General features: G+C 69.3%; 23 protein-coding genes, 1 tRNA gene, 1 other RNA gene and 1 pseudogene. 10 read left to right on the top strand and 16 right to left on the bottom strand.

Translation table 11 applies throughout. The annotated features are described in order from the left end of the window. Positions 1-120 precede the first annotated feature (120 nt). From A5767_RS14030 to aceE, 5 genes are all read right to left on the bottom strand, one after another. Positions 121-1,377, bottom strand: a complete 1,257-nt coding sequence (locus A5767_RS14030) for a KasA/KasB family beta-ketoacyl-ACP synthase (protein WP_162836414.1) — start codon at positions 1,375-1,377, stop codon at positions 121-123. Further along, positions 1,374-1,652 (bottom strand): meromycolate extension acyl carrier protein AcpM, encoded by a 279-nt coding sequence (acpM, locus tag A5767_RS14025; RefSeq protein ID WP_006554441.1) that lies wholly within the window; start codon positions 1,650-1,652, stop codon positions 1,374-1,376. The genes A5767_RS14030 and acpM overlap by 4 nt, the downstream gene beginning before the upstream one ends. Positions 1,653-1,772: 120 nt before the next feature. After that, a complete protein-coding gene (locus tag A5767_RS14020; RefSeq protein WP_024101330.1) occupies positions 1,773-2,690 on the bottom strand; it encodes an ACP S-malonyltransferase in 918 nt (305 codons plus the stop codon). Positions 2,691-2,818: 128 nt separating this feature from the next. Beyond that, positions 2,819-4,132: a PucR family transcriptional regulator gene (locus tag A5767_RS14015; RefSeq protein WP_006554439.1), complete on the bottom strand. Its 1,314-nt coding sequence runs from the start codon at positions 4,130-4,132 to the stop codon at positions 2,819-2,821. A gap of 66 nt (positions 4,133-4,198) precedes the next feature. Continuing rightward, positions 4,199-7,048, bottom strand: coding sequence for a pyruvate dehydrogenase (acetyl-transferring), homodimeric type (gene aceE, locus A5767_RS14010; protein ID WP_064852528.1), 2,850 nt, complete (start codon positions 7,046-7,048; stop codon positions 4,199-4,201). 325 nt (positions 7,049-7,373) lie between these two features. Here aceE and A5767_RS14005 point away from each other — a divergent pair, with 325 nt between their 5' ends. The 3 genes from A5767_RS14005 (at position 7,374) to A5767_RS13995 (ending at position 8,396) form a co-directional block, all read left to right on the top strand. After that, positions 7,374-7,796, top strand: a complete 423-nt coding sequence (locus tag A5767_RS14005; RefSeq protein ID WP_006554437.1) for a DUF3052 domain-containing protein — start codon at positions 7,374-7,376, stop codon at positions 7,794-7,796. Between the two features lie 31 nt (positions 7,797-7,827). After that, positions 7,828-8,292: a peroxiredoxin gene (locus tag A5767_RS14000; RefSeq protein WP_019289828.1), complete on the top strand. Its 465-nt coding sequence runs from the start codon at positions 7,828-7,830 to the stop codon at positions 8,290-8,292. A gap of 32 nt (positions 8,293-8,324) precedes the next feature. Beyond that, positions 8,325-8,396: transfer RNA gene (locus A5767_RS13995), tRNA-Val, on the top strand. 73 nt (positions 8,397-8,469) lie between these two features. Here the strand turns inward: A5767_RS13995 and A5767_RS13990 are convergent. From A5767_RS13990 to A5767_RS13975, 4 genes are read right to left on the bottom strand one after another with little or no spacing between them, the layout of a single operon-like run. Continuing rightward, the gene (locus tag A5767_RS13990) at positions 8,470-8,871 is read right to left on the bottom strand and encodes a DUF5655 domain-containing protein (protein ID WP_006554434.1); all 402 of its coding nucleotides are present in this window, start codon (positions 8,869-8,871) and stop codon (positions 8,470-8,472) included. Continuing rightward, positions 8,868-9,704, bottom strand: a complete 837-nt coding sequence (locus A5767_RS13985; RefSeq protein ID WP_037216851.1) for an SURF1 family cytochrome oxidase biogenesis protein — start codon at positions 9,702-9,704, stop codon at positions 8,868-8,870. Before A5767_RS13985 ends, A5767_RS13990 begins: the two co-directional genes overlap by 4 nt. Positions 9,705-9,732: 28 nt before the next feature. Then, positions 9,733-10,203, bottom strand: a complete 471-nt coding sequence (locus A5767_RS13980) for a low molecular weight protein-tyrosine-phosphatase (protein WP_006554431.1) — start codon at positions 10,201-10,203, stop codon at positions 9,733-9,735. Next, a complete protein-coding gene (locus tag A5767_RS13975; RefSeq protein WP_006554430.1) occupies positions 10,193-10,891 on the bottom strand; it encodes an HAD hydrolase-like protein in 699 nt (232 codons plus the stop codon). Before A5767_RS13975 ends, A5767_RS13980 begins: the two co-directional genes overlap by 11 nt. 75 nt (positions 10,892-10,966) lie before the next feature. Here A5767_RS13975 and A5767_RS13970 point away from each other — a divergent pair, with 75 nt between their 5' ends. The 3 genes from A5767_RS13970 (at position 10,967) to A5767_RS13960 (ending at position 14,084) form a co-directional block, all read left to right on the top strand. After that, positions 10,967-12,115 carry a Nif3-like dinuclear metal center hexameric protein gene (locus A5767_RS13970; RefSeq protein ID WP_006554429.1) on the top strand — a complete coding sequence of 383 codons (1,149 nt, stop codon included), beginning with the start codon at positions 10,967-10,969 and terminating at the stop codon, positions 12,113-12,115. Positions 12,116-12,189: 74 nt separating this feature from the next. After that, positions 12,190-12,927: a zinc ribbon domain-containing protein gene (locus A5767_RS13965; protein ID WP_006554428.1), complete on the top strand. Its 738-nt coding sequence runs from the start codon at positions 12,190-12,192 to the stop codon at positions 12,925-12,927. Beyond that, positions 12,924-14,084: a bifunctional RNase H/acid phosphatase gene (locus A5767_RS13960; protein WP_064852527.1), complete on the top strand. Its 1,161-nt coding sequence runs from the start codon at positions 12,924-12,926 to the stop codon at positions 14,082-14,084. Before A5767_RS13965 ends, A5767_RS13960 begins: the two co-directional genes overlap by 4 nt. Before the next feature lie 133 nt (positions 14,085-14,217). On the opposite strand, the gene A5767_RS23765 is transcribed toward A5767_RS13960, so the two are convergent. From A5767_RS23765 to A5767_RS13950, 3 genes and pseudogenes are all read right to left on the bottom strand, one after another. After that, complete coding sequence (locus A5767_RS23765) at positions 14,218-14,463, bottom strand: lipase family protein (RefSeq protein ID WP_230826264.1); 246 nt, start codon at positions 14,461-14,463, stop codon at positions 14,218-14,220. 117 nt (positions 14,464-14,580) lie between these two features. Then, positions 14,581-14,687 (bottom strand): annotated as a pseudogene (locus A5767_RS23760) (lipase family protein); the annotation flags it as partial. 362 nt (positions 14,688-15,049) lie between these two features. After that, positions 15,050-15,571, bottom strand: coding sequence for a DUF1697 domain-containing protein (locus A5767_RS13950; RefSeq protein ID WP_019289801.1), 522 nt, complete (start codon positions 15,569-15,571; stop codon positions 15,050-15,052). Positions 15,572-15,626: 55 nt separating this feature from the next. Between A5767_RS13950 and rnpB the strand changes: the two genes are divergently transcribed. From rnpB to A5767_RS13930, 4 genes are all read left to right on the top strand, one after another. Further along, positions 15,627-16,034, top strand: an RNA gene (rnpB, locus tag A5767_RS13945) — RNase P RNA component class A. 268 nt (positions 16,035-16,302) lie between these two features. Then, positions 16,303-16,485, top strand: a complete 183-nt coding sequence (locus tag A5767_RS13940) for a hypothetical protein (protein ID WP_006554424.1) — start codon at positions 16,303-16,305, stop codon at positions 16,483-16,485. Positions 16,486-16,528: 43 nt separating this feature from the next. Continuing rightward, positions 16,529-17,938 carry an RNB domain-containing ribonuclease gene (locus A5767_RS13935; protein WP_064852525.1) on the top strand — a complete coding sequence of 470 codons (1,410 nt, stop codon included), beginning with the start codon at positions 16,529-16,531 and terminating at the stop codon, positions 17,936-17,938. Beyond that, the gene (locus tag A5767_RS13930; protein WP_039585162.1) at positions 17,928-18,530 is read left to right on the top strand and encodes a CHAP domain-containing protein; all 603 of its coding nucleotides are present in this window, start codon (positions 17,928-17,930) and stop codon (positions 18,528-18,530) included. The genes A5767_RS13935 and A5767_RS13930 overlap by 11 nt, the downstream gene beginning before the upstream one ends. A 6-nt stretch (positions 18,531-18,536) precedes the next feature. On the opposite strand, the gene pip is transcribed toward A5767_RS13930, so the two are convergent. From pip to panB, 4 genes are all read right to left on the bottom strand, one after another. Next, positions 18,537-19,448, bottom strand: a complete 912-nt coding sequence (gene pip / locus A5767_RS13925) for a prolyl aminopeptidase (RefSeq protein WP_052227279.1) — start codon at positions 19,446-19,448, stop codon at positions 18,537-18,539. Positions 19,449-19,499: 51 nt separating this feature from the next. Beyond that, complete coding sequence (locus A5767_RS13920; protein ID WP_039585239.1) at positions 19,500-19,940, bottom strand: hypothetical protein; 441 nt, start codon at positions 19,938-19,940, stop codon at positions 19,500-19,502. A gap of 71 nt (positions 19,941-20,011) precedes the next feature. Next, positions 20,012-22,714, bottom strand: a complete 2,703-nt coding sequence (locus tag A5767_RS13915; RefSeq protein WP_006554419.1) for a cation-transporting P-type ATPase — start codon at positions 22,712-22,714, stop codon at positions 20,012-20,014. Positions 22,715-22,826: 112 nt separating this feature from the next. Continuing rightward, entirely contained in the window at positions 22,827-23,687 is an 861-nt protein-coding gene (gene panB, locus A5767_RS13910) for a 3-methyl-2-oxobutanoate hydroxymethyltransferase (protein ID WP_064852524.1), read from the bottom strand. Positions 23,688-23,758: the final 71 nt, after the last annotated feature.

The following is a 23,758-nucleotide window of genomic DNA, read 5'->3' as shown; positions in this document are numbered from 1 at the left end:
CGCGGGGGCGCCCGGTGTGGGCTGGGGGGCGGGGCGGGGGGGGGGGGGGGGGGGGGGGGGGGGGGGGGGGGGCGGGGCGGGGGGCCCCCCCCACCGCATGGGGCGCAGCGGCGTCGACGGTCAGGCGCGACCGAATGCGAGCGCCACGTTGTGCCCACCGAAACCGAACGAGTTGTTCAGCGCGAAATCGATCCGGCCGGAACGTGGTTCGCCCTTGACCACGTCGAGATCGATCTCTGGATCCTGGTTCTCGAGATTCAGCGTGGGCGGGATGACCCCGTCACGCAGAGCCAGGACCGTGAGTACTGCTTCGAGTGCACCCACCGCACCGATCGAATGACCGAGCGCGGACTTGGGGGCGTAGATCGCGGCGTGGTTGCCCACGGCCGCGTTGATGGCCTTGGCTTCGGCCACGTCGCCGATCGGGGTGGCCGTCGCGTGCGCGTTGACGTGCCCGATGTCGGCCTTGGTGAGCCCGGCGGTCTCGATCGCTCGCCGCATGGCCCGAGCCGCTCCCGTACCTTCCGGATCGGGGGCGACGATGTGGTAACCGTCGGAGGTGATGCCGGCGCCGAGGATACGAGCGTGGATGGTCGCTCCGCGTGCCTTGGCGTGCTCCTCGCTCTCGAGGACCATCAGTGCGCCGGCCTCGCCGAAGACGAAACCGTCGCGGTCCTTGTCGAACGGACGCGAGGCGCCCTTCGGGTCCTCGTTGCGGGTGCTCAGCGCCCGCATCATCGCGAAGCCCGCGGTGGCGACCGCGTCCAGCTGACCCTCGACACCACCGGTGACGACGATGTCGGCGTCGCCGAAGGCGATCATGCGGAACGCGTTGGCGATCGCCTCGGATCCGGACGAGCACGCCGAGACCGGGGTGATGACCCCTGCGCGAGCACCGAGTTCGAGCCCGACGGTGGCCGACGGTCCGTTCGGCATGATCATCTGCACCGCGAAGGGCGAGACCTTGCGGTAGCCGCCGGCACGGAGCTTGTCGACGGCGTCGATGAGCGACTCGCCGCCACCGAGGCCCGTACCGATGACCACACCGAGACGGTCCTGGTCGACTTCGGGGCTGCCGGCGTTCTGCCAGACGGTGCGCCCGAGGGTGAGCGCGAGGCGCTCGACGAAGCTCATGCGACGGAGTTCCACCCGGGACAGTCCCTCGTCGGGGCTGACCTTCAGGGTTCCGCCGATGCGCACCGGGAGGTCGAACTCGTCGACGAATCCGCCGTCGATGGTGCCGATCCCGCTCTCACCGGCCAGCAGTGCTTTCCAGGTGGCGTCCACGTCGCCGGCGATCGACGTCGTAGCCGCGAGGCTGGTGACGACGACGTTGCGGAGTGCCCGAGGAGAAGGGGAGGTCACAGCAGAACTCATTCGTTGTCGTTCGTGGCCTGAACGCCTGCGGCCTCGAGCTTCTGGATGTAGTTCACGGCGTCACCGACGGTGCGCAGACCGGCGAGATCCTCGTCAGGGATCTTCACGCCGTACTTGTCCTCGGTCTGGACGGCGATCTCGACCATGGACAGCGAGTCGATGTCGAGGTCGTCGACGAAGGACTTGTCGACGGTCACCTCGGAGGGCTCGATGCCGGTGACCTCTTCGATGATCTCCGCGAGACCGGCGATGATTTCTTCCTGGGTGGCGGCCACGATGTGGCTCCCTTCTCGATCTGTCGACTATGTCGTTCGAAACCGGCCGGATGTTTCCGGTCGGGGGTCCGGGGAGGTCCCGGTGAGGTGCCCGTGCTGTGCGACGGCGCGCGCAGCAACCTAACCGAGTTGAAGACTTTCGGCCAGAGCGGAGATCTCCGCGGGGGTCTTGAGGGCGACGGTGGGCGTGCCGCGCATCTCGCGCTTGGCGATGCCCACCAGCGTGCCGGCGGGGGGAAGCTCGACGATCCGGCTCACCTGCGCCGCGCGCAGGTAGGCGGTGCACAGGTCCCACCGGACGGGCCGGGTGACCTGAGCTGCGAGACGTTCGAGGGCGTCGGCTCCGGAGGTGACGGGCTTGCCGTCGTAGTTCGACAGCAGCGTGTGCGTCGGATCCGATGGTGTGATCTTCGCCGCGGCGGCAGCCACGGCGTCCTGGGCGGGTGCCATGAATCGGGTGTGGAAGGCACCGGCGACCGGCAGGGCGCGGACGCGGGCCTTCTCGGGCGGGTTCGCAGCGAGTTCCTCGAGCGCACTCAGGCGCCCGGCTGCGACGATCTGACCGGCCGCATTCATGTTTGCGGGGGCCAGATCCAACTCGGCGAGGCGCGCGAGCACCTCGTCCTCGGCGCCGCCGAGGACGGCGGACATTCCGGTGGGTTCGAGGGCGCAGGCGCGGGCCATCTCGGCTCCGCGGACGGCGGCGAGGGCGACGGCGTCGTCGGCGCTGATGACACCCGCGATGGCGGCCGCTGCGAGTTCGCCGACGGAGTGGCCGGCGACGATCGTGTCGGCGGGCACGAGGCCGCGACGGTCGAGATCCTCGAAGGCGAGCAGGGCGGAGGCCACCACGAGCGGCTGGGTCACCGCGGTGTCGGTGATCTCCTCGGCGGTGGCAGTGGTGCCGAGACGCGCGAGATCGAGTCCCGCCGTCTGCGACCACCGGTCGATCCGGTCGCGCGCTCCGGACTGCTCGAGCCACGGGGCGAGCATTCCGGGTGTCTGAGACCCCTGGCCGGGGGCAAGCAGCGAAATCACGATCACCAGGGAACACCGCGAATGGGTGCCTGCGAGATGTCGGTAGCGATGAAAGGTTGCCCCTCGATTTGTAGGGTTCCCACAAATCTGCACGTCGGTGCTCGCTATCGGTGGAAAGGCCGGGGACGTTACGTGTCCGATTCGCGAATTGTGAATCGTGTGACAGGTGGTGCAGGCGATCTCAATTCGTTATGGCTTCGTGCCAGGCGGCCTACCGTGGCAGCGATTCGAAGCACGTACGCATCGCGAGGATTTGTGGGATCCCGACCCGTTACTTCTGTGATCCGCTTCAATCGATACCGCACGGTATTTGGATGAACAAACAGCTTCCGGGCGCAAGTCTCGACAGCGCCCCCACTGTCGAGGTATGCGTCCAGCGTGTCCGCGAGGGACGGCCCGGCGGCTGCGAGCGGGGCGACGACGAAGTCCTCGAGCGCGGCGATCGCGCCGGGATCACCGAGCAGCGCACGTTCGGGCAACAGCTCGGCGGCGTGCACCGGCCGGGGAGCCCCCGGCCACCCCACGACCGCCTCCATGCCGGCGAGCGCTTCGACGGCGGAGACGTGTGCGGTCGCCAGCGTCGGTGTCGTCGGACCGATCACCACCGGATCGTCGGAGAACGCGCGCATCAACTCGGAGCGGAAGTCCGCCGCGTCGACCGTCCCGTGCAGTTCACCGCTGACCACCATCACCAGGCGTTCGCCCTGCACCACCGCGAGAGCCGCGCGACCGTGCTCCTGGGCGACGGTGTGCACGGTGGTGATCACCGAGACGCCCTGGTCGGGCGGGGGAGTACCGACTATCACCGTCGCCGGGGCGGTCGCGTCCCAGTTGAGGGTCGCGGCCCGCGACTGCATGTCGGGCCCGGTGTCCCCACGCACCACGGCGTCGACGACGAGGGCCTCGAGCCGCGTGTCCCAGGCGCCCCGCGACTCGGCCGCCCCCGCGTACACCGCCGCGGCAGCGAAACCGAGCTCGCGCCCGTACCGTAGGATCGCCTCGGTGAGCGCCACGAGCTGTTCCTCGTTGCGGGCGAGGGCCGGCAGCCACTGCTCGAAGAACTCCATCGCCGCGCGGACCATGTCCACCGTCTGGCGCAGCGTCAGTCGCCGGGCGAGATCCTGCGGGATCATCTGGAAGGCGTCGAGGCTGAAGCGCAGGTCGCTGTCGGGATTGCGCACCCACTCGAGGAAGTCGACCACCGACGTCTGGATCACCAGCTGCACGGTCGACCGCTGCGACGCGTCGAGATCGGCGAAGAAGGGCAATTGCTCCTGCATGACGTGTACCGCTTCGGTGGACAGTCGCCCCGAGAACTGCTTGACCCGACGGAGCAGCGCGTCGGGCAGCGGTGCCCGCTCGGGACGGGACGGCGGTACCGGGCGTTCCCTGTGAACGCCCGGTACCTGCCCGGTCCGGCGGGGTTGCGGCTCGTCGACCATGGGACGAAAGTACCCGGCGCCCGCGAGCCGGCCGGTCACGCCACTCGGACGTGACCGGCGGACGGATCAGGCGACGCCCGGATCCGCCATCGAGACCGGGGCGGCCGTCACGTCGTCGATCTTGTAGGTGCGGGCCGCCTCGACGGCCTTCTCACGATCGATCGCGCCTTCGCGGCCGAGTGCCGAGAGCACCGCGACCACCGTGGACTCGGCGTCGATGTTGAACACGCGGCGGGCGGCGCCACGGGTGTCGGAGAAGCCGAAGCCGTCGGCGCCGAGCACCGTGTAGTCGCCCGGAACCCACTTGCGGATCTGATCGGGCACCGCGCGCATCCAGTCGGACACCGCGACGAACGGACCCGCCGCGTCGTTGAGCACCGACGCGACGTACGGCACCGAGGCTTCCTCACCGGGGTTCAGCAGCGCCTGGCGGTCGCACTCGACGCCGTCGCGGCGCAGCTCGCCCCACGAAGTGACGGACCAGACGTCCGCGGACACTCCCCATTCGTCGGCGAGCATCTTCTGCGCACGCAGCGCCTCGGGCATCATCACGCCCGAGACCAGGATCTGCGCCTTCGGACCCGACTCCGGTCCCCGCTTGTACAGGTAGATGCCCTTGAGAAGACCCTCGACGTCGAGATCCTCCGGCTCGGCCGGCTGCGAGTACGGCTCGTTGTAGATGGTGATGTAGTAGAAGACGTCCTCACCGCCGAAGCCGTCGACACCCTCCGTGCCGCCGTACATCCGCCGCAGACCGTCGCGGAAGATGTGGGCGATCTCGTAGGAGAACGCCGGGTCGTAGGTGACCGCGGCCGGGTTGGTCGACGCGAGCAGCAGCGAGTGCCCGTCGGCGTGCTGCAGGCCCTCACCGGTCAGCGTGGTGCGACCGGCCGTCGCGCCGAGGGCGAACCCGCGTGCCATCTGGTCGGCCGCCGCCCACAGGCCGTCGCCCGTGCGCTGGAAACCGAACATCGAGTAGAAGATGTACACGGGGATCATCGGCTCGCCCTGCGTTGCGTAGGACGTCCCGACCGCCGTGAACGACGCCGTCGAACCGGCCTCGTTGATGCCCTCGTGCAGGATCTGCCCGACTTCGCTCTCCTTGTAGGCAAGCATCAGATCGGCGTCGACCGAGGTGTACAGCTGACCGTTGCGGTTGTAGATCTTCAGCGACGGGAACCACGAGTCCATACCGAAGGTGCGGGCCTCGTCCGGGATGATCGGCACGATGCGCTTGCCGATCTCCTTGTCGCGCAACAGTTCCTTGAGCACACGGACCGTCGCCATGGTGGTGGCGACCTCCTGCTTGCCCGAACCCTTGCGGACGACGTCGTAGGTCTTCTCCGCGGGCAGCGCCAACGGCTTCGCGGTGGTGCGGCGCTCCGGAAGGAAACCGCCGAGGGCCCGGCGACGCTCGAGCATGTACTGGATCTCGGGCGACTCGAAGCCGGGGTGGTAGTACGGCGGCATCTTCGGATCCTTCTCGAGCTCTTCGTCCGAGATCGGGATCCGCTGGATGTCGCGGAAGTACTTGAGGTCCTCGAGGGTGAGCTTCTTCATCTGGTGGGTCGCGTTGCGGCCCTCGAAGTGCTTACCGAGCGTGTAGCCCTTGATGGTGTGCGCGAGGATCACCGTCGGCTGACCCTTGTGCTCCATCGCCGCCTTGTAGGCCGCGTAGATCTTGCGGTAGTCGTGGCCACCGCGCTTGAGGTTCCAGATCTGCTGGTCGGACAGGTCCTTGACCAGTTCCTTCGTCCGCGGGTCGCGGCCGAAGAAGTGCTCGCGCACGAACGCGCCGTCGTTGGCCTTGTAGGTCTGGTAGTCGCCGTCGGGGGTGGCGTTCATGAGATTGACCAGTGCGCCGTCCTTGTCGGCGTGCAGCAGGGCGTCCCACTCGCGGCCCCACACGACCTTGATGACGTTCCAGCCGGAGCCGCGGAAGAACGACTCCAGCTCCTGGATGATCTTGCCGTTGCCGCGCACCGGGCCGTCGAGACGCTGCAGGTTGCAGTTGACGACGAAGGTCAGGTTGTCGAGACCCTCGGTGGCCGCGACGTGCGCCAGACCGCGCGACTCCGGCTCGTCCATCTCGCCGTCGCCGAGGAACGCCCAGACGTGCTGATCGGAGGTGTCCTTGATGCCCCGGTCGTGCAGGTAGTGATTGAACCGTGCCTGGTAGATCGCGTTCATCGGGCCCAGGCCCATGGACACGGTCGGGAACTCCCAGAAGGTCGGGAGCAGGCGCGGGTGCGGGTACGAGGGCAGGCCGCCGCCGAGCGAGGCGTGGCTGTGCTCCTGACGGAAGCCGTCGAGCTGCTCCGTGCCGATGCGGCCCTCGAGGAAGGCTCGGGCGTAGATACCGGGGGAGGCGTGGCCCTGGATGAAGACCTGGTCGCCGCCGCCGGGATGGTCCTTGCCGCGGAAGAAGTGGTTGAAGCCGACCTCGTACAGGGCGGCGGACGACGCGTAGGTGGAGATGTGACCACCGACGCCGACACCCGGGCGCTGCGCGCGGGTGACCATGATCGCCGCGTTCCACCGGATGTACGCGCGGAAGCGACGCTCGACCTCCTCGTCACCGGGGAACCACGGTTCGCTCTCGGTGGGGATGGTGTTGACGTAGTCGGTGGAGGTCAGGGCGGGAAGGGAGACCTTGCGCTCGTTGGCACGCTCGAGCATGCGCAGCAGCAGGTAGCGCGCGCGGGTGGGGCCCGCGGCCTCGAGCATTCCGTCGAACGACTCGAGCCACTCTTCGGTCTCCGCCGGATCGATGTCCGGCAGATAGGAGGCCACACCCTCGCGGATCACCCGGACACGGTTGTCCTTGGTCGATGCCGGCTTGGTCGAGGAATCCGGTCCCGACGCGCCCGGTGCGGCGCCTTCTCGGGAGTCGGATCCGTGGATCAGGTCTGTCAACGTCTGCTCCTCATCGTGGTGGGCGCGTAGGTGGAGCGCCCTCTCCGTCGGCCGGCTCTTGTGGGAGCCGACGCAATCGACATCTGAACATGATGCACCCCTCATCTTCCCCCATCCGCGACGAAGGATCACGCCGTGGCCCGGCCAACAGGACGGATCGGACACGGTGCGAGGCGGTGCAATGGGTCCCTCTGGAAAGATTCTCCCGCTTTTCCCAGCGATTCGGGTTGCGTTGAGGCCCGCAACGATGTTCGCTTTGACCAATTGATCGTCACGCCGGTACGCGGATCCGATTCGCGCACCACAACCCTTAGGAGGAGCCACCGTGGTCGCCGCGGCGGATGCCAAGAACTATGTCTCCAAGCTCGGTATCACTCACGACCACGTGGTGCAGGAACTCGGTTGGGACGAGGACACCGACGACGAGTTGAGAGCTGCGATCGAAGAGGTCACCGGTACGGAGCTGCTCGACGAGGATTCCGACGAGGTCGTCGACGTCGTGCTGCTGTGGTGGCGCGACAGCGACGGCGACCTGGTGGACGCCCTCATGGACGCGATCGGCCCCCTCGCCGACGAGGGCGTCGTGTGGGTGCTCACCCCCAAGACCGGGCGCCCCGATCACGTCGAGCCCAGCGAGATCGCCGAGTCGGCCGCCACGGCCGGCCTCACCCAGACCACGGCCACCAACCTCGGTGACTGGATCGGCAGCCGCCTCGTCCAGCCCAAGGCCGGCCGTCCCCGCCGCTGAACCGGCTCCCGGAACGTAAGGATCCTCACGCATGCCGATCGCCGTGGGCGCCGAAGCCCCCGATTTCACTCTCAAGGACCAGAACAACCAGGAAGTGACGCTGTCGAGCTTTCGGGGCAGCAAGAACGTGCTCCTGGTCTTCTACCCCCTCGCCTTCACCGGCGTCTGCCAGGGCGAGCTGTGCGCCGTCCGCGACGACCTGCCCACCTTCGAGAACGACGACACCGCCATCCTCGCGGTGTCGGTCGGCCCGTCGCCGAGCCACAAGATCTGGGCAGCCGAGCAGGGCTACACCTTCCCGCTGCTGTCCGACTTCTGGCCGCACGGCGAGGTCGCGCAGGCCTACGGAGTGTTCAACGACAAGTTCGGTTTCGCGAACCGCGGCACGTTCGTCATCGACAAGGACGGCATCGTGCAGTTCGCGGAGGAGAACCAGCCCGGAGAGGCCCGTGACCAGGGAGCTTGGGCCAGAGCGCTCGCCGCGCTAAAGTCCTGATGCGAAGTCGGCGGCATCTGCCGCCGTCTTTCGGGCGTGTAGCTCAGTGGTAGAGCTCTGGTTTTACACACCAGCGGTCGGGGGTTCGAAACCCTCCGCGCCCACAATCACATGTAGCGATTCCGGTGGATCCGGCCACCGTCTAGCGGGGTCCGATCCACACAAATCCCCTAGACGTCAGTCGCGTGGTTCCGCCGCGGTGCGGTAGGCGACGTTCAGCAACTCCACGAAGTGGTCGTCGAGTTCGTCGACCGACGAGACGCTCAGCCGGTGCGTCGTCACCGTCCCCTTCTTCGGGAACGCCTCACGCAGCGTCGCGTGGTGGATGCGCCGCGGCAGATCCAGAGCCACCTCGAGGCGCGAGGCGTAGACGAACGCCGCCGCGAACGGGCGGCCCCGCGACCAGGAGATCTCGGACGCGTGAACGTGCTCGGTGACGTCGCCGCCGAGGTCGAGGATCATGGCGCGCACGTGCCGGAACACATCGACGGCGGCCGGATCCTTGTCGGCCAGGTAGTCGTCGACGGTCGCGTACATCGGGAGCTCCTCGAATCGGGGCAGGGTGGTCGGCTCGGTCACCGCGGCCGGCCGTATCGATCGGCGAGCTTCTCGCTCGCGGTGCGCGGTGCCGCTTCCGCCGGGGCCTCGGCTGCGTCACCACCGTCTTGCGAACCCTTGGACTTCCTACGCTCTCGCAGCTCGGCCCACACGAAATAGCCCAGACCCAGCGGAGCCATGATCCCGAACGCCAGCCACTGCAGGCCGTACGACAGGTACGGGCCCGAATCGAGCTGGGGGAGCGGGATCACGCCGAGACCGCCGGGCTGGTCGGCGTCGAGCTGCAGGTAGACGTCCTCGAGATCGAGACCGGTGACGGATGCGACCTGCGGGGCGTCGATGAAGTACACCTGCTGGTAGCCGTCGTCGACGAAGGGGGCTTTGTCCTCGACCGTTCCCTCGGACATCCGGATGCGGGCGTCGAGCGTGACGGGGCCGGACGGCGCGGGCGGGATCTCGGGGATCTCGGTGCCGCGGACCGGCCGCACGTACCCGCGGTTGACGAGGATCGTTCCGCCGGAATCGAGTGCGAACGGAGTCAGCACCTCGTAGGCCGGCTGCGACTCGACGCTGCGCAACCGCACGAGCACGTCCGACTCGGGCAGATAGGAGCCCTGCGCGAGCGCACGGCGCCACTCGTCCTCGATGGTCGGACCGTCGCCGCCCAGTAGGTCACCGACGGGAACCGGATCCTGTGCCATCGACGCAGCGATGCGACCGTTGCGGTCCTCGGTGCTCGTGTTCTTGCCCAGCTGCCACGGCGCGAGGACCGTGAAGCACGCGTAGGCGAAGCCGACGACCACCAGTGCCAGGACCAACCAGCCGGGGCGTAGGAGAAATGTCAATCGGCGCACAGATCCACGGTAGCCGGTGAGGTGCGTCTCACTGCTGCCGCACCCGCTCGAGCAGGCCCGGAACGGCGGTTTCGATCTGTTCGCGGACCTGCTCGAACTCGTCGAGAGAGCCGTAGTACGGATCGGGCACGGAATCGTCGTCGGCGTCGGGATCGAACGAACGCAGCAGCACACGGCGATCGGACGGGACACCGAGCTGCGCCAGCGCCCGCTCGTGAGTGGTGGTCATGGCGACGACGAGGTCGGCCGCCAGGTGCTCGGCACGGAGCTTCGCCGCGCAGTGACCGGTGGGATAACCGTGCCGCTGCAGCACCGCATCGGTGCGCGGATCCGCCTCGGACCCGACGTGCCAGCCGTGCGTGCCGGCGCTGCTCACCCGGACGCGCTCGTCGAGTCCTTCCCGGCGCAGGTGTTCGGCGAAGATCTTCTCGGCCATCGGCGACCGGCAGATGTTGCCGGTGCACACGAAGGTCACGTGGAAGCGGTCGTCAGCGTCCACCCGTGAGCACCTCCCGCAGTTCTTCGACCGAGGCGGTCGTCCGCGCCGCCGCACGACCCTCGGTCTCGGTCCCGTAACCCCACTCGACGAAGACCGTGGGGATGCCGAACCGGCCCGCACCGTGGATGTCGTGCTCGCGGTCGCCCACCATCACCACGCCGGTCGTGCCGCCGGCCTCTGCATCCTGCGGATCGATCCCGAGAGCGGCGAGGCTGTGCGCGACGACCTCCCACTTGTGCCGCCGGGCGCCGTCGTCGCTCGCACCCCCGATGAACTCGAAGTATCCGGTCAGACCGAAGTGGTCGAGGATCCGTTCGGCGAACGTCTGGGACTTCGACGTCGCCACCGCCAGGCGGCTACCTGCCTCACGGACGGCCTCGAGCACTGCTTCGATGCCGTCGAAGACGGCGTTCTCCGCCCAGCCGGTGGCGGAGTAGTAGTCCCGGTAGGCCGCGAGTCCCGCAGCGACCTGCTCCTCGTCGAGCCCGAGATTCTGCAGGGTGTCGCGCATGGGCGGTCCGAGCAGCCACTGCAGGTCGCCGTCCGGTGCCTCGAAACCGGTCGTCTCGGCGGCGTGGAGGAACCCGTTGATCACCCCGGTCGCGGAATCGGTGAGCGTGCCGTCCAGATCGAAGAGGACGACGGGAGCAGGGAGCACGAGCGGCTGGGTGGCAGCGAGAACGGTCACCGGGCCATTCTCCCCGTTCGTTCGGTCTTCCGCCGCGTAGGGTCGTGCGCGTAGGAGAGAGCGGATCGGCTGGAGGTGGACGTGACGGCGGCGACGCTGCGTGAGGTGATCGACGTTCTGGAGACGGCCTACCCGCCGTCGCTGGCGGAGAGCTGGGACTCGGTGGGACTCGTCGCCGGCGACCCCGACGAGCCGGTGCGCAAGGTGCTGCTCGCCGTCGACGCGACCGCGGCTGTCGTCGACGAGGCGATCGAATGGGGCGCGCAACTGCTGCTGGTGCACCACCCGCTGCTGCTGCGCGGAGTCGACACGGTGGGCGCGCACACCCCCAAGGGCGCGCTGATCCACCGCCTCATCCGCGGCGGCTGCGCTCTGTTCACCGCGCACACCAACGCCGACCGTGCGAACCCCGGTGTCTCGGACGCCCTCGCCGGGGCGCTGGGCCTGACCGGCCTGCGACCGCTCGAGGCCAAGCCCGAACCCGCGACCGACAAGTGGGTCGTGATGGTGCCGTCCGACGCCGCCGACACGGTGCGCGCGGGACTGTTCGCAGCGGGCGCGGGTGCTCTCGGCAACTACCGCGAATGCTGCTGGTCGACCACGGGCACCGGCCAGTTCCGCCCGGTCGACGGCGCGGACCCGGCCGTCGGCTCGGTCGGCGACCTCGAACGCGTCCCCGAGGACCGGATCGAGGTCATCGCGCCGCGCCGGTCGCGCGCGGCGGTACTCGCGGCCCTGCGCGACGCGCACCCGTACGAGGAACCGGCCTTCGACATCATCGAACTCGCCGACCTGCCGAGCGATCGCGGGCTCGGCCGGGTGGGGGAGCTGCCGCAGACCCGCACGTTGCGCGAGTTCACCGCCGACGTCGCCGCCGCGCTGCCGGCCACCGAATGGGGTGTGCGCGGTGCGGGCGACCCCGACCGGCCGGTGCGGACCGTGGCGGTGTGCGGCGGATCCGGTGATTCTTTCCTCGGGCTCGCCACCGCGCAGGGGGTCGACGTCTACGTCACCGCCGACCTGCGGCACCATCCCGCCGACGAGCATCTGCGCGCCGGGGGTCCCGCGCTGGTGGACGTCGCGCACTGGGCGAGCGAGTACCCGTGGTGCGCGCAGGCCCGCGACGTCCTCGATAGGGCGTTCGCCGATCGGGACGGCTGGCAGGCGCGGGTCAGCGAGTTGCGCACCGATCCCTGGACGACCGCGGCGGGCGCGGTACGGTAATCAGCTACGACACGTCCCGCGTGGCCGCCGACTCCCGGTCCACCGACACACCATCGAAAGCAGGAACCACCCGAGTGAACGTCGAACCCACCGTGCAGGCCAAGCTGCTGTCCCTCGCCGCCGTGGACGCAGAGCTGAACCGCCTCGCGCATCGCCGTCGGACACTGCCCGAACAGCAGGAGGTGGACCGCCTGCAGACCGAGCGCAACGCGCGCAAGGACGCCGCGGTGGCCGTCGAGATCATCCTCGACGACCTCGACCGGGACATCCGGAAGCTCGAGGGCGAGATCGAGGCCGTGCGCATGCGCGCCGACCGCGACCGGTCGATGCTCCAGAGCGGCTCGGTGGGATCGAAGCAGCTCACCGAACTGCAGCACGAGCTCACCAGCCTCGAGCGTCGCCAGGCGGCACTCGAGGACGACCTGCTCGAGGTCATGGAGCGTCGTGAGGCGTCGAAGGCCGACCACGACCACGCCGGTGCGCGGGTCTCGCAGGTCGACGACCAGCTCGGCGACGCCGTCCGGGCCCGCGACGAGGCGCTCGCCGACATCGAGGTGGCCGAGCAGCGGTGCCGCAGCGACCGCGAGGCACTGCTCGCCGTCTTCCCTACGGAACTGGTGACGCTCTACGAGAAGCAGCGCGAGAAGTCCGGCATCGGCGCCGCACTGCTGCAGGCCCGCCGCTGCGGCGCGTGCCGTCTCGAACTGGACCGCGGTGAGATCGCCCGGATCGCCGCCGCACCCGCCGATCTGCTCGTCCGGTGCCCGGAGTGCGACGCGATCCTGGTCCGCACCAAGGAATCCGGACTGTGACGACGGTCGTCGTCGAAGCGGACGGTGGTTCTCGCGGGAATCCCGGACCGGCCGGTTACGGTGCCGTGGTCTTCGATGCCGACCATCGGACCGTCCTCGCCGAACGCCAGGCGAGCATCGGGCGCGCGACGAACAACGTCGCCGAGTACAAGGGTCTGATCGCCGGTCTCACGGCCGCCGCCGAGCTCGGCGCCGACGAGGTGCACGTCCGCATGGATTCCAAGCTCGTCGTCGAGCAGATGAGCGGACGGTGGCAGGTCAAACATGCCGACATGATCCCGCTGGCCGCGCAGGCACGTGAGCTGGCCGGCCGGTTCCGCAGTGTCGACTTCACGTGGATCCCGCGTGCGGAGAACGCCCACGCCGATCGGTTGGCCAACGCCGCGATGGACGCGGCCGCCGAAGCACTGCTGGACGTCGCGTCCGACACTGTGACGCGTCCCGTGGCGCCGTCGAATGCGGGGACCGAGAACGTCGCCACCCCGCCGGCCGTGCCGGTGCCCGACCCGGCAGTTCCCGCTTCGCCCGGCTGGACCGGTGCGGTCGGGTCACCGACCCGTCTTCTGCTGCTGCGTCACGGGCAGACCTCGCTGTCGGTCGAGCGTCGCTACTCGGGGCGGGGCAACCCGGAGCTGACCGAACTCGGTCGCGACCAGGCGGTCGCCGCGGCCCGGCGACTCGGTGCCCGCGGCGGGATCACCGCCGTGCTGGCGTCACCGCTGGGGCGAGCGCGGGAGACGGCCGCTGCGGCCGCCGACGCCCTCGATCTCCCGGTGACGGTGCACGACGGGCTGATCGAGACGGATTTCGGCGACTGGGAGGGTCTCACCTTCGCCGAGGCCGCGCGTCGCGATCCCGAACTGCACCGCCGCTGGCTCGGCGACACCTCCGTGCGACCCCCGAACGGCGAGAGCTTCGACGAGGTCGCCAAGCGGATCGCCTCGGTGCGCGACGACCTGCTGACCGACTACGCCGGCTCGACCGTGCTGGTCGTCTCGCACGTCACGCCCATCAAGACGTTCCTGCAGATGGCGCTCGAGTCCGGCCCGTCGCTGCTGTACCGCCTGCACCTGGATCTCGCGTCGCTCAGCATCGCCGAGTTCTACGCGGACGGCGGCTCGTCCGTGCGGCTCGTCAACGACACCTCGCACCTGTGAACCCGTAGCGGTCGCGAAACGACAAGTGGCCGCGCAGACATGTCGGGGGGTTGCCTGCGCGGCCACTCATCAGGTCTATCTGTCGGCCGGCCGAGGGTGTTACACGGTCCCGAGAAATTCTTCCGGCGGGATGTCAGGCGGTGCAGTCGGACTGGGATTCCCGGCCGGAGAACCGCTGATCGAGCCAGTCGAGGCCTTCGACGACGGCCGGGAACATGCCGATCAGATGGCCCGTCCCGGTCTTCGTCAGAACGGGTCCGACGTCGTAGCGGCGGTAGGTGACGTCGGCGCCGGCCGAGCACCACTCGTCGACCATGGGGTCGACCCCTTGGACGAGCACGAGGTCGTCGCCCGTGCTCTGCGCCACGAAGACCGGCATTGCCGGGGCGGTTGCTGAGTTGCTGCTCGGCGACCAGCGACGCCCACGGCTCGTCGCCGAGATGAAACCGTCGACGACCCAACCGATCCCGCCGGAGAGCAGGGATCCGTCGCCGGCTACGGCGAGGTCGCCCAGGTCGGCGGGCGGTGAACCGGCCACGGCGCCGACCACCGACAGTTCGGGGCGTACGTCGCGGCGAGTTCGGCGGCCGAGGCGGATACCATGCCGCCCTGCGAATATCCCCAGAACGCGATCGGGCCGTCGGGGTCGAGACCGCTCGGTACATCACGCGGGTGACGGCCGCGTCGAGGACGGCCGGGGTTTTCGGGACGACGGCGGCGACCGACGATGCGGTGCGCAGGACGTCGCCGAGCGGCGCCGTCTCGAATGCCGGAGGGGACGTGTAGAAGTCGGTATCGGACTCGGCGGTCTCCACCGTCGGTGTGGTCGCGAGGAGTGCAGCCGCGGCGATCGAGGCGAATGCTCCGGTGCGTCTGCGCATCCTGGACCTTCCGGCGGGACGAATGTCGAGGAGGGACGCTACCTGCAGTCTGTACGCAGGTGCGATGGCCGGCGACGTGCCCTGTCAGGCCAGTCGACGCAGCGTGTTGAGGTTCCGGACGGTCGTCGTCGCCTTGTTCCGGGCCGAACCCGACTGTTTCCCCACGGCACTGTCGAGCGTCGAGCCCTTCACGACCTGCCAGTAGAGGACCCTCTTGCCTACCTCGATGCACTCGAGATTCGGATCGAGATCGTCCGACAGGGCGGCCAGCGATTCGAGTACGGCGGGATCGGAGACGAACACGACGTACGAATGCCGGTCGGCGCGTGCGTCGTCGAAGGGATACGCCTCGACGACCCGCGCGAGATACGACTGCTCGACGACGAAGGTGTAGGCCTCGTAACCGAACCGCTCGGTGAGTGCGGCCTCGATCCGGGCCTTCGCGGTGGCGGGGTCGTCCTCGGAGTCGAAGAGCACGTTGCCGGACGCGAGTACGGTGCGGACGTTCTCGAAGCCGAGGCCGACGAAGACCTTCTTCAGATCGGCCATCCGGATGCGGATACCGCCGACGTTGATTCCGCGGAGCAGGGCCACGAGTCGCGTCATGAGTGCACCGTAGTTGGCGGCGCCGATACGCCGCGGGATAGTCTGGTCGAGCGAACGAGTCGGCCGGGCGGCCGCGGAGCAGGGAACCGGTACCGGATGGTGCCAGGCCCTGAATCGAGGAAAGTCCGGACTCCACAGAGCAGGGCGGTTGCTAACGGCAACCCGAGGTGACTCGCGGGACAGTGCCACAGAAAGCAAACCGCCTGCCGTACGGCAGGTAAGGGTGAAAGGGTGCGGTAAGAGCGCACCAGCGCCCCGGGTGACCGGGGCGGCTAGGTAAACCCCGCCCGGAGCAAGGTTGAAGGTCGCACCGCGTGCGGTGCGGCTGCGCAGGTGTTCGAGGGCTGCTCGCCCGAGCCTGCGGGTGAACCGCTCGAGGTACCCGGCGACGGTGTGCCCAGATGGATGGTCGCCACCCCGTTTCGGCGGGGGACAGGATCCGGCTTACAGGCCGGCTCGTTCGCCCGGCGTCTCCCGATCCCACCGCGTTGCTACCGGTCGGGTCAGATCGGATATATGACCAGCAGGTGCGCCCAGTAGGAGGCCGCATCCGGACCCAGCCAGGGCAGCAACGCGTCGTAGAGGATGTAGGACATGGCGTGCTCCTTCGTTCGGACATCGAGCACATGCGCGTTCGGACATCGAGCACATGTGTGCGGCCCGACAGTACCGCGCCACGCCCGCCGACGGGTTGCCCGTACACGAGGACGTCGTTCGGGCACACTGAGACCATGAGCGACGACGGCTGGTACTACGACGTGCGTACGGGGAAGGTCTCCCAGGGCAAGGATCCGCACGCCCTCAACCGCATGGGGCCCTACCCGGATCGGGAGACCGCTCAGCGGGCGCTGGAGATCGCGGCAGAGCGGAACAAGGCGGCCGACGCCGCCGACGACGACTGGAAGAACGGTTGAGTTCGACGACGAGCACCCGGAACCGCAGGAGTTCCCGAGCATCGTGGTGACCACTCCCATCGTCGTCGCGCCGGCGATCGACTTCGCCGACGTGCGCGCCGAATTCGACCTCGTCGACGGCTTCCCGTCGGATGCCCTCGACGAGGCACGGCAGGCGGCCGACCGCTACGCGGACGTCCGCGAGGACCGCACCGACCTGCCGCTCGTGACCATCGACCCACCCGGATCGATGGATCTCGATCAGGCGCTGCACCTCGAACGCACCGACGACGGCTTCGTGCTGCACTACGCGATCGCCGACGTGTACGCACTCGTCGAACCGGGCGGCGCTCTCGACGCCGAGACACATCGTCGCGGGCAGACCTTCTACCTGCCCGACGGCTCGGTTCCGCTGCATCCACGCGAAGTGTCCGAGGGCACGGCGAGCCTGCTGCCGGACGTCGTCCGCCCCGCGGCGCTGTGGCGGATCGAGACCGACCACGGCGGGGAGCCCGTCGCGGTGAGCGTGCGGCGTGCGCTCGTCCGGTCGGTCGCGCGCATGGACTACGCCGGAGTGCAGCGCGACGCCGACGCGGACAGGTTGCATCCGTCCGTCGAGGCGTTGCCCGACTTCGGCCGGTTGCGCTCGGCCGCGGCGCTCGCGCGCGGCGCGATCGAACTGCGTCTGCCCACGCAGGACGTCGTGCCGCACGGCGACGGCTGGAGGCTGCAGATCGAACCGCGGACCGAGGCCGACGAGTGGAACTCCGAGATCTCGCTGCTCACCGGAATGTGCGCCGCGCAGATGATGATCGACGCCGGGGTCGGTCTGCTGCGCACCCTTCCCGCCGCCGATCCCGCGGCGGTCGACGGGCTGCGTCGCACCGCTCGGTCGTTGGACGTGCCGTGGCCGCCGGAGATGGGAGTCGGGTCCTTCCTCGCCGGACTCGACGCCCACGATCCGCGCACGCTCGTGTTGATGAGCGAAGCGCCGACGCTACTGCGCGGGGCGTCCTACGCCGCCTTCGACGGTGAACTGCCCGAGACCATCCTGCACGGAGCGATCGGCGCGCCCTACGCGCATGTCACCGCGCCGTTGCGCCGGTTGTCCGACCGATACGCCACCGAGGTGTGCCTCGCGGTGTCGTCGGGCCTGCCCGTCCCGGAGGCGGTGCGCGCCGAACTGTCCGCGATGCCGAAGATCATGTCGTCGACCGATTCGCTCGCCGGCAAGGTGAACCGGGCGTGCATCGACCTGACCGAGGCCGTCGTGCTCGCGCCGCGAGTGGGGGAGACCTTCGAGGCGACGGTGCTGAAGGAAGCCACCGACCGGCATGACGCCGAGGTGTTCGTCGCCTCCGAGACCGTCATCGGCCCGTGCGGCGGGGCACCCGAGGAGGGCAGCACCGTGCGGGTGCGGCTCACCCTCGCCGACCCGCAGGCCCGCAAGATCCGCTTCGACCATGACCGGTGAGACCACGCGGCGGCGACGTCCGGTCGCTGCCGTCCTCGCCGTCGCGGTCGCGTTGTGCGCGGCGCTCGCGGTGCTCGTGTGGTGGATCCTGCCGAACCGGCTGTTCCCCTGGGACAGTGCGTCGTTCCCCGAGATCGACACGTCGGCGTTGACACCGACGCAGGTGCGGATCGTCGAACTGCTCGAGGAGCAGCACGAGGCGCAGAATCCCGGCACGTTCTACTCGGAGGATGTCCGCGAACCGTGGTGCGCCGACTTCGTCAGCTGGATCATGCGGGAAGCCGGTGTGCCGCTGTCCAATCCGCATTCGGGCCACTGGCGGATCCCCGGCGTGTTCACGCTCGGTGAGTTCTACGAGCAAGCCGACCGCTACGAACCGGCGGGCACGGGGTACCGGCCGGAGGTCGGCGATGTGGTGCTGTACCACAACAGGATCGGTGTCGGTCAGCGCGAGCACACGAACATCGTCGTCGCCGTCGACGGTGATTCCGCGATCACCGTCGGCGGAAACGAGATGGGCCGCATCCGCGTCCACGAACTCGACGTGACCGGGGACGACGCCGTGGTCGGCTTCGGGCGGTTGCCGGGCTGATCCGGGTCAGCGGAAGGTGTCGGTGGCCTCGACGAGCCGGTGCACGATTCCCGGTTCGGTCGCCGCATGGCCCGCGTCGTCGACGATGTGCAGGCGGGAGAACGGCCACGCCTCGTGCAGGTCGTGCGCGCTGCGCGTCGGGCACACCACGTCGTAGCGGCCCTGCACAATCACGCCCGGGATGTCGCGCAGCAGATGCGCGTCGCGCAGGAGTGCCCCCTCGTCGAAGAAGCCACGGTGGTGGAAGTAGTGGTTCTCGATACGAGCGAAGGCCAACGCGAACCGGGGTTCGGCCGTCTCCGCGACGCGATCCGGGTTCGGCAGCAGTGAACTCGTGGCGCCCTCCCAGGTGGACCACGCGATCGCCGCGTTCAGGGCGACGTCCGGATCGGTCGAGTGCAGCAGGCGGTGGTAGACGTCCACGGGATGCTCGCCGGGCCCAGTGGTGGCGAGCGGGGCACAGAATCCTTCCCACGCCTCAGGGAACAGCTGCCCGGCGCCGCCGTTGTAGTACCAGTCGATCTCGCTGCGGCGCAGCAGGAAGATCCCGCGCAGGACGAGTTCGGTGACGTGCTCGGGGTGCCGCTGGGCGTAGGCGAGGGCGAGCGTCGAGCCCCACGACCCGCCGAAGACCATCCACCGGTCCACACCGAGGAAGGTGCGCAGCCGCTCGATGTCGGCGACCAGATGGTCGGTGGTGTTGACCGACAGATCGGCGCCGTCGGCCACGTGGGGCTGCGACCGGCCGCAGCCGCGCTGGTCGAACAACACGATCCGGTAGGCGCCCGGATCGAAGAAGCGCCGGTGCAGGGGTGCGGTGCCGCCACCCGGACCACCGTGGAGGAAGACCACGGGCTTGCCTTGCGGGTTGCCGCTGACCTCCCAGTACAGCTGCTGGCCGTCACCGACGTCGAGCATGCCCGTCTCGTGCGGCTCGATCGGCGGATACAGTTCGCGTCGCTCCACGGGTCAGAACCCGACGAGACCCGACGCGAGATCGGGAATGTCGAGGCCGCGCAGGGCCTCCTCGCGCACCTGCGGGCACTGCGAGGAGGTCGCCGCGTCGATGCGGCCCCGGTCGCCCGCGAGCACGACGAGATCGACACCGTTCGCCGCACCCCATTCACCGACGAGGATGTTGAGGCCGCCGCGACCCACCGACGGGGTGTAGGTGCGCCAGTTCGACAACTGACCTTCGAGACGAGCACACAGGTCGGCGGTCTGCGCCTCGGTGAAGCCACCCGCTCCGGCCTCCGCGGGGCTCGATCCCGCAGCCGATGTCGTTTCCGTCGTCACCGGGGACTCGGTGGACGTGCCGGTCGGCGCCGGGTCCTGGGCCGGCGCGCACGCCGCGAGAACACCTGCCAGCGCGACGGCGACGGCGGGAACGAGACTGGAGCGGATCTGCATGGACACCTCACGGGTCGTACGGTCGGATCGTCGTCGAGTCTGCCACCGGCCGGGGACGGGGCCCTCGGCGGTCAGGACACGGGTGCCGGTCGCAGGCGCCGGACCACCCACTTCTCGAACTCGGCGACGACGAACACCAGCAGGCCCGCCGCGAGCACCTTGCCCCAGTCCGCCCACGAGATCGCGGCGGACCCGAAGATCGCCTGCATGAACGGGGCGTAGGTGAACAACAGTTGCAACGCGGCGCACGCCGCGATCGCAGCAAGCACGTACCGGTTCCCGAACAGCCCGTCGCGGGTGAGGACCGTGTCGCGGATGCGGCGGCTGTTGAGCAGGTAGAACATCTCGGCCACGACGATCGCGTCCACCGCGAGCGTGCGCGCGACCTCCACCGGTGCACCGCGGTCGAGTTCCCACAGGAACAGGCCGAGCGAGCCGACCATCATCAGCACCGACACCATCACCACGCGCCAGACGAAGAAGCGGGACAGCAGTGATTCCCCGGGCGGTCGCGGCCTGCGGAGCATGACCGACTTCTCCGTCGGTTCGAACGCGAGCGCCAGACCGAGGGTGCTGACGGTGGCGAGGTTGATCCACAGCACCTGCGCGGGTGTGAGCGGCAGGGTGAGCTGGAAGAGGATGGCGGCGACGACCACCAGCGCCTCACCGCCGTTGGTGGGCAGCATGAAGAGGACGAACTTCTTCAGGTTGTCGTAGACGCCGCGGCCCTCGCGGACTGCGGCGGCGATGCTCGCGAAATTGTCGTCGGCGAGAACGACGTCGGCCGCTTCCTTGGCGGCCTCGGTTCCGGTCATGCCCATCGCGACCCCGACGTCGGCCCGCGCAAGCGCCGGCGCGTCGTTCACACCGTCGCCGGTCATCGCCACGACGTGACCGCCGGCCTGCAGGGCGCGCACCAGACGGAGTTTGTGCTCGGGACTGGTGCGCGCGAAGATGTCCGTCTCCGCGACGACCCGGCGCAGTTCCGCATCGTCGAGGGTCTCGATCTCGGCGCCGGTCATCGCCCGCGAACCCGTGCCGAGACCCATCTGCGCCCCGATCTCGGCGGCGGTGGCGGCGTGGTCACCGGTGATCATCTTCACCGTGATCCCGGCGCGGTGGCATTCGCGCACCGCCGTGATCGCCTCCTCGCGCGGCGGGTCGATAATGCCGACCAGAGCGAGCATCGTGAAGTCGTGCCGGGCGTCTTCGAAGGCGAGCACGCCGTCCTCCGGTTCGCGGTCGCGGAACGCGAGGGCCAGCACGCGCAGGCCCTGGGCCGCGATCTCGTCGGCGCGGCGGGTCCAGTAGGCCTCGTCGACGGGGCGTACCACGCCGTCGGCGCCGAGCTGGCCGGTGCAGGCGACGAGGACCCGCTCCGGGGCGCCCTTGAGCAGGATGCGTTCGCGGCGACCGTCGTCGTGCGGGTGCAGGGTCGCCATGAACTTGTGTTCGGATTCGAACGGGACGACATCGAGGCGCGGCCACCGCTCGTGGGCCGCCGCGGTGGGCAGGCCGGCCTTGCGGCCGAGGACGACGAGCGCTGCCTCGGTGGGGTTGCCGTGCACCTCCCACACGCCGTCCTCCTCGACCACCTCGGTGTCGTTGCACAGGACACCGGCGCGGACGGCCAGATCGAGTGCCGGGTCGGTGTGCGGATCGACCGGATCGCCACTCTCGGCGGCGATGATCGAACCGATCGGCGCGTAACCGACACCGCCCACCTCGACGGTGCGGTGCGCACACACGACCTTCTGCACGGTCATCTCGTTGCGGGTCAACGTGCCCGTCTTGTCGGAGCAGATCACCGTCACCGAGCCGAGGGTCTCGACGGCAGGAAGGCGCCGGATGACGGCGTTGCGCCGGGCCATGCGTTGCACGCCGAGGGACAGGGCCACGGTCATCACGGCCGGGAGTCCCTCGGGGATCGCGGAGGCGGCCAACGCGACCACGAGGGTGAACATCTCCGCCGGGCTCTCGCCGCGCCACACGACACCGAGCGCGAAGGTCACGGCGGACGCGAGGAGGATGACCGCCGCCAGCCAACGGCCGAAGCGGCCGATCTGCTCGAGCAACGGTGTGGCCGCGCGGTCGACACCCGACAACAGGGCATTGATGCGGCCGAGTTCGGTGTCGGAGCCGGTCGCGATCACCACGCCGTCACCCTGGCCGAAAACCGCGACGGTGCCGGTGAAGCACGTCGATCTGCGGTCGCCGAGTTCGGTGTCGGCGTCGACCGGGTCCGGTGTCTTGGCGACGGGCACGGATTCACCGGTCAGGGCCGCCTCGTCGATGCGCAGCTCACGCGAGCTCAGGATCCGCAGGTCGGCGGGGACGCGGTCGCCGGAGGCGAGGCGCACCACGTCGCCCGGCACGAGATCTGCCGCGGGGATGTCGACGATCCGGCCGTCGCGGTGGACCCGCGTCCGGGGCGCGAGCATGGCACGGATCGAGTCGAGCGCGGACGCGGCGCGACCCTCCTGGACGAAACCGATGAGCGCGTTCACGATCACGGCACCCATCAGGACTGCCGTGTCTATCCAGTGGCCCAGGAACGCGGTGACGACAGCGGCCGCCATCATCACGTACAGCAGGACGTTGTGGAACTGTCGCAGCAGTCGCCACCACCAGCGATCCGAGCGGGGAGCGGGCAGCGCATTGGGTCCGTACAGCTCCCGCCGGCGGGTCGCCTCGGCCGTGGTCAGTCCCGCTTCGGTGGTCTCGAGCCGGGCGAGCGTGTCACCGGAATCGAGTGCGTGCCAGGGGTGGCTCATTACCGAAATTTTACTCAGTGTCGCTTCCGCGGGCACCCCGGGACGGCGGTGATCCCGGACGCACGAGGGGCACCACCGCGGTCGGTGGTGCCCCTCGGCAAACGAGCGATCGTCAGAAGGAGTGCTCGGGCCCCGGGAAGGTGCCCTGCCCGACCTCTGCTGCGTACTGTGTTGCGGCGCGGCGCAGTTCGTCGCCCACCTGTCCGAACTTCTTGACGAACTTCGCGGTCTTCCCGCTCGTGTAGCCGGCCATGTCCTGCCAGACGAGGACCTGGGCGTCGCACTCGTTGCCGGCGCCGATGCCGACGGTCGGGATGCTCAGCTTGCGGGTGACCTGCCCGGCCAGGTCGGCCGGCACCATCTCCATCACGACGGAGAAGGCGCCTGCCTCCTGGACGGCGATCGCGTCGGCGACGAGCTGCTCGGCGCCGGCGCCGCGGCCCTGCACCCGGAACCCGCCGAGTGTGTTCACGGACTGCGGGGTGAAGCCGATGTGTGCCTGCACGGGGATGCCGGCGGCGGTGATCGCGGCGATCTGCGGAGCCATCCGCTCGCCACCCTCGAGCTTCACCGCGTGGGCGCCGCCCTCCTTCATGAACCGCACGGCCGTGGCGAGGGCCTGTTCGGGCGAGGCCTCGTACGAGCCGAACGGCAGGTCGGCGACGACGAGCGCGTGCGGAGCACCGCGCACTACGCCGCGGACGAGGGGGAGGAGTTCGTCGACGGTCACGGGCACCGTGGTGTCGTAGCCGTAGACGACGTTGGCTGCGGAATCGCCCACGAGCAGGACGGGGATACCCGCCTCCTCGAAGATGCGGGCGGAGGAGTAGTCGTAGGCCGTCAACTCTGCCCAGCGGCGGCCTTCGGCCTTCATCGCCTGCAGGTGATGGACTCGTGTCTTGCGCTTGGGGGTGTCGGCAGGGGCTGAAGCGGAGGCCGCGCCGCCGTATACGGACGTCACGTTGTCGGACATCACTGTCCCTTTCTTCCTCGAGGCCCTCGGGGTCCCCGGGTCGGGTGATGACTGTCTCAGTCTGCCACTCG

Origin of the sequence: Rhodococcus sp. 852002-51564_SCH6189132-a (genome assembly GCF_001665495.1) — a bacterium.
GTDB classification, from domain to species: Bacteria; Actinomycetota; Actinomycetes; order Mycobacteriales; family Mycobacteriaceae; genus Rhodococcus; species Rhodococcus pyridinivorans.
This window is presented reverse-complemented; position numbering and strand designations above follow the sequence as displayed.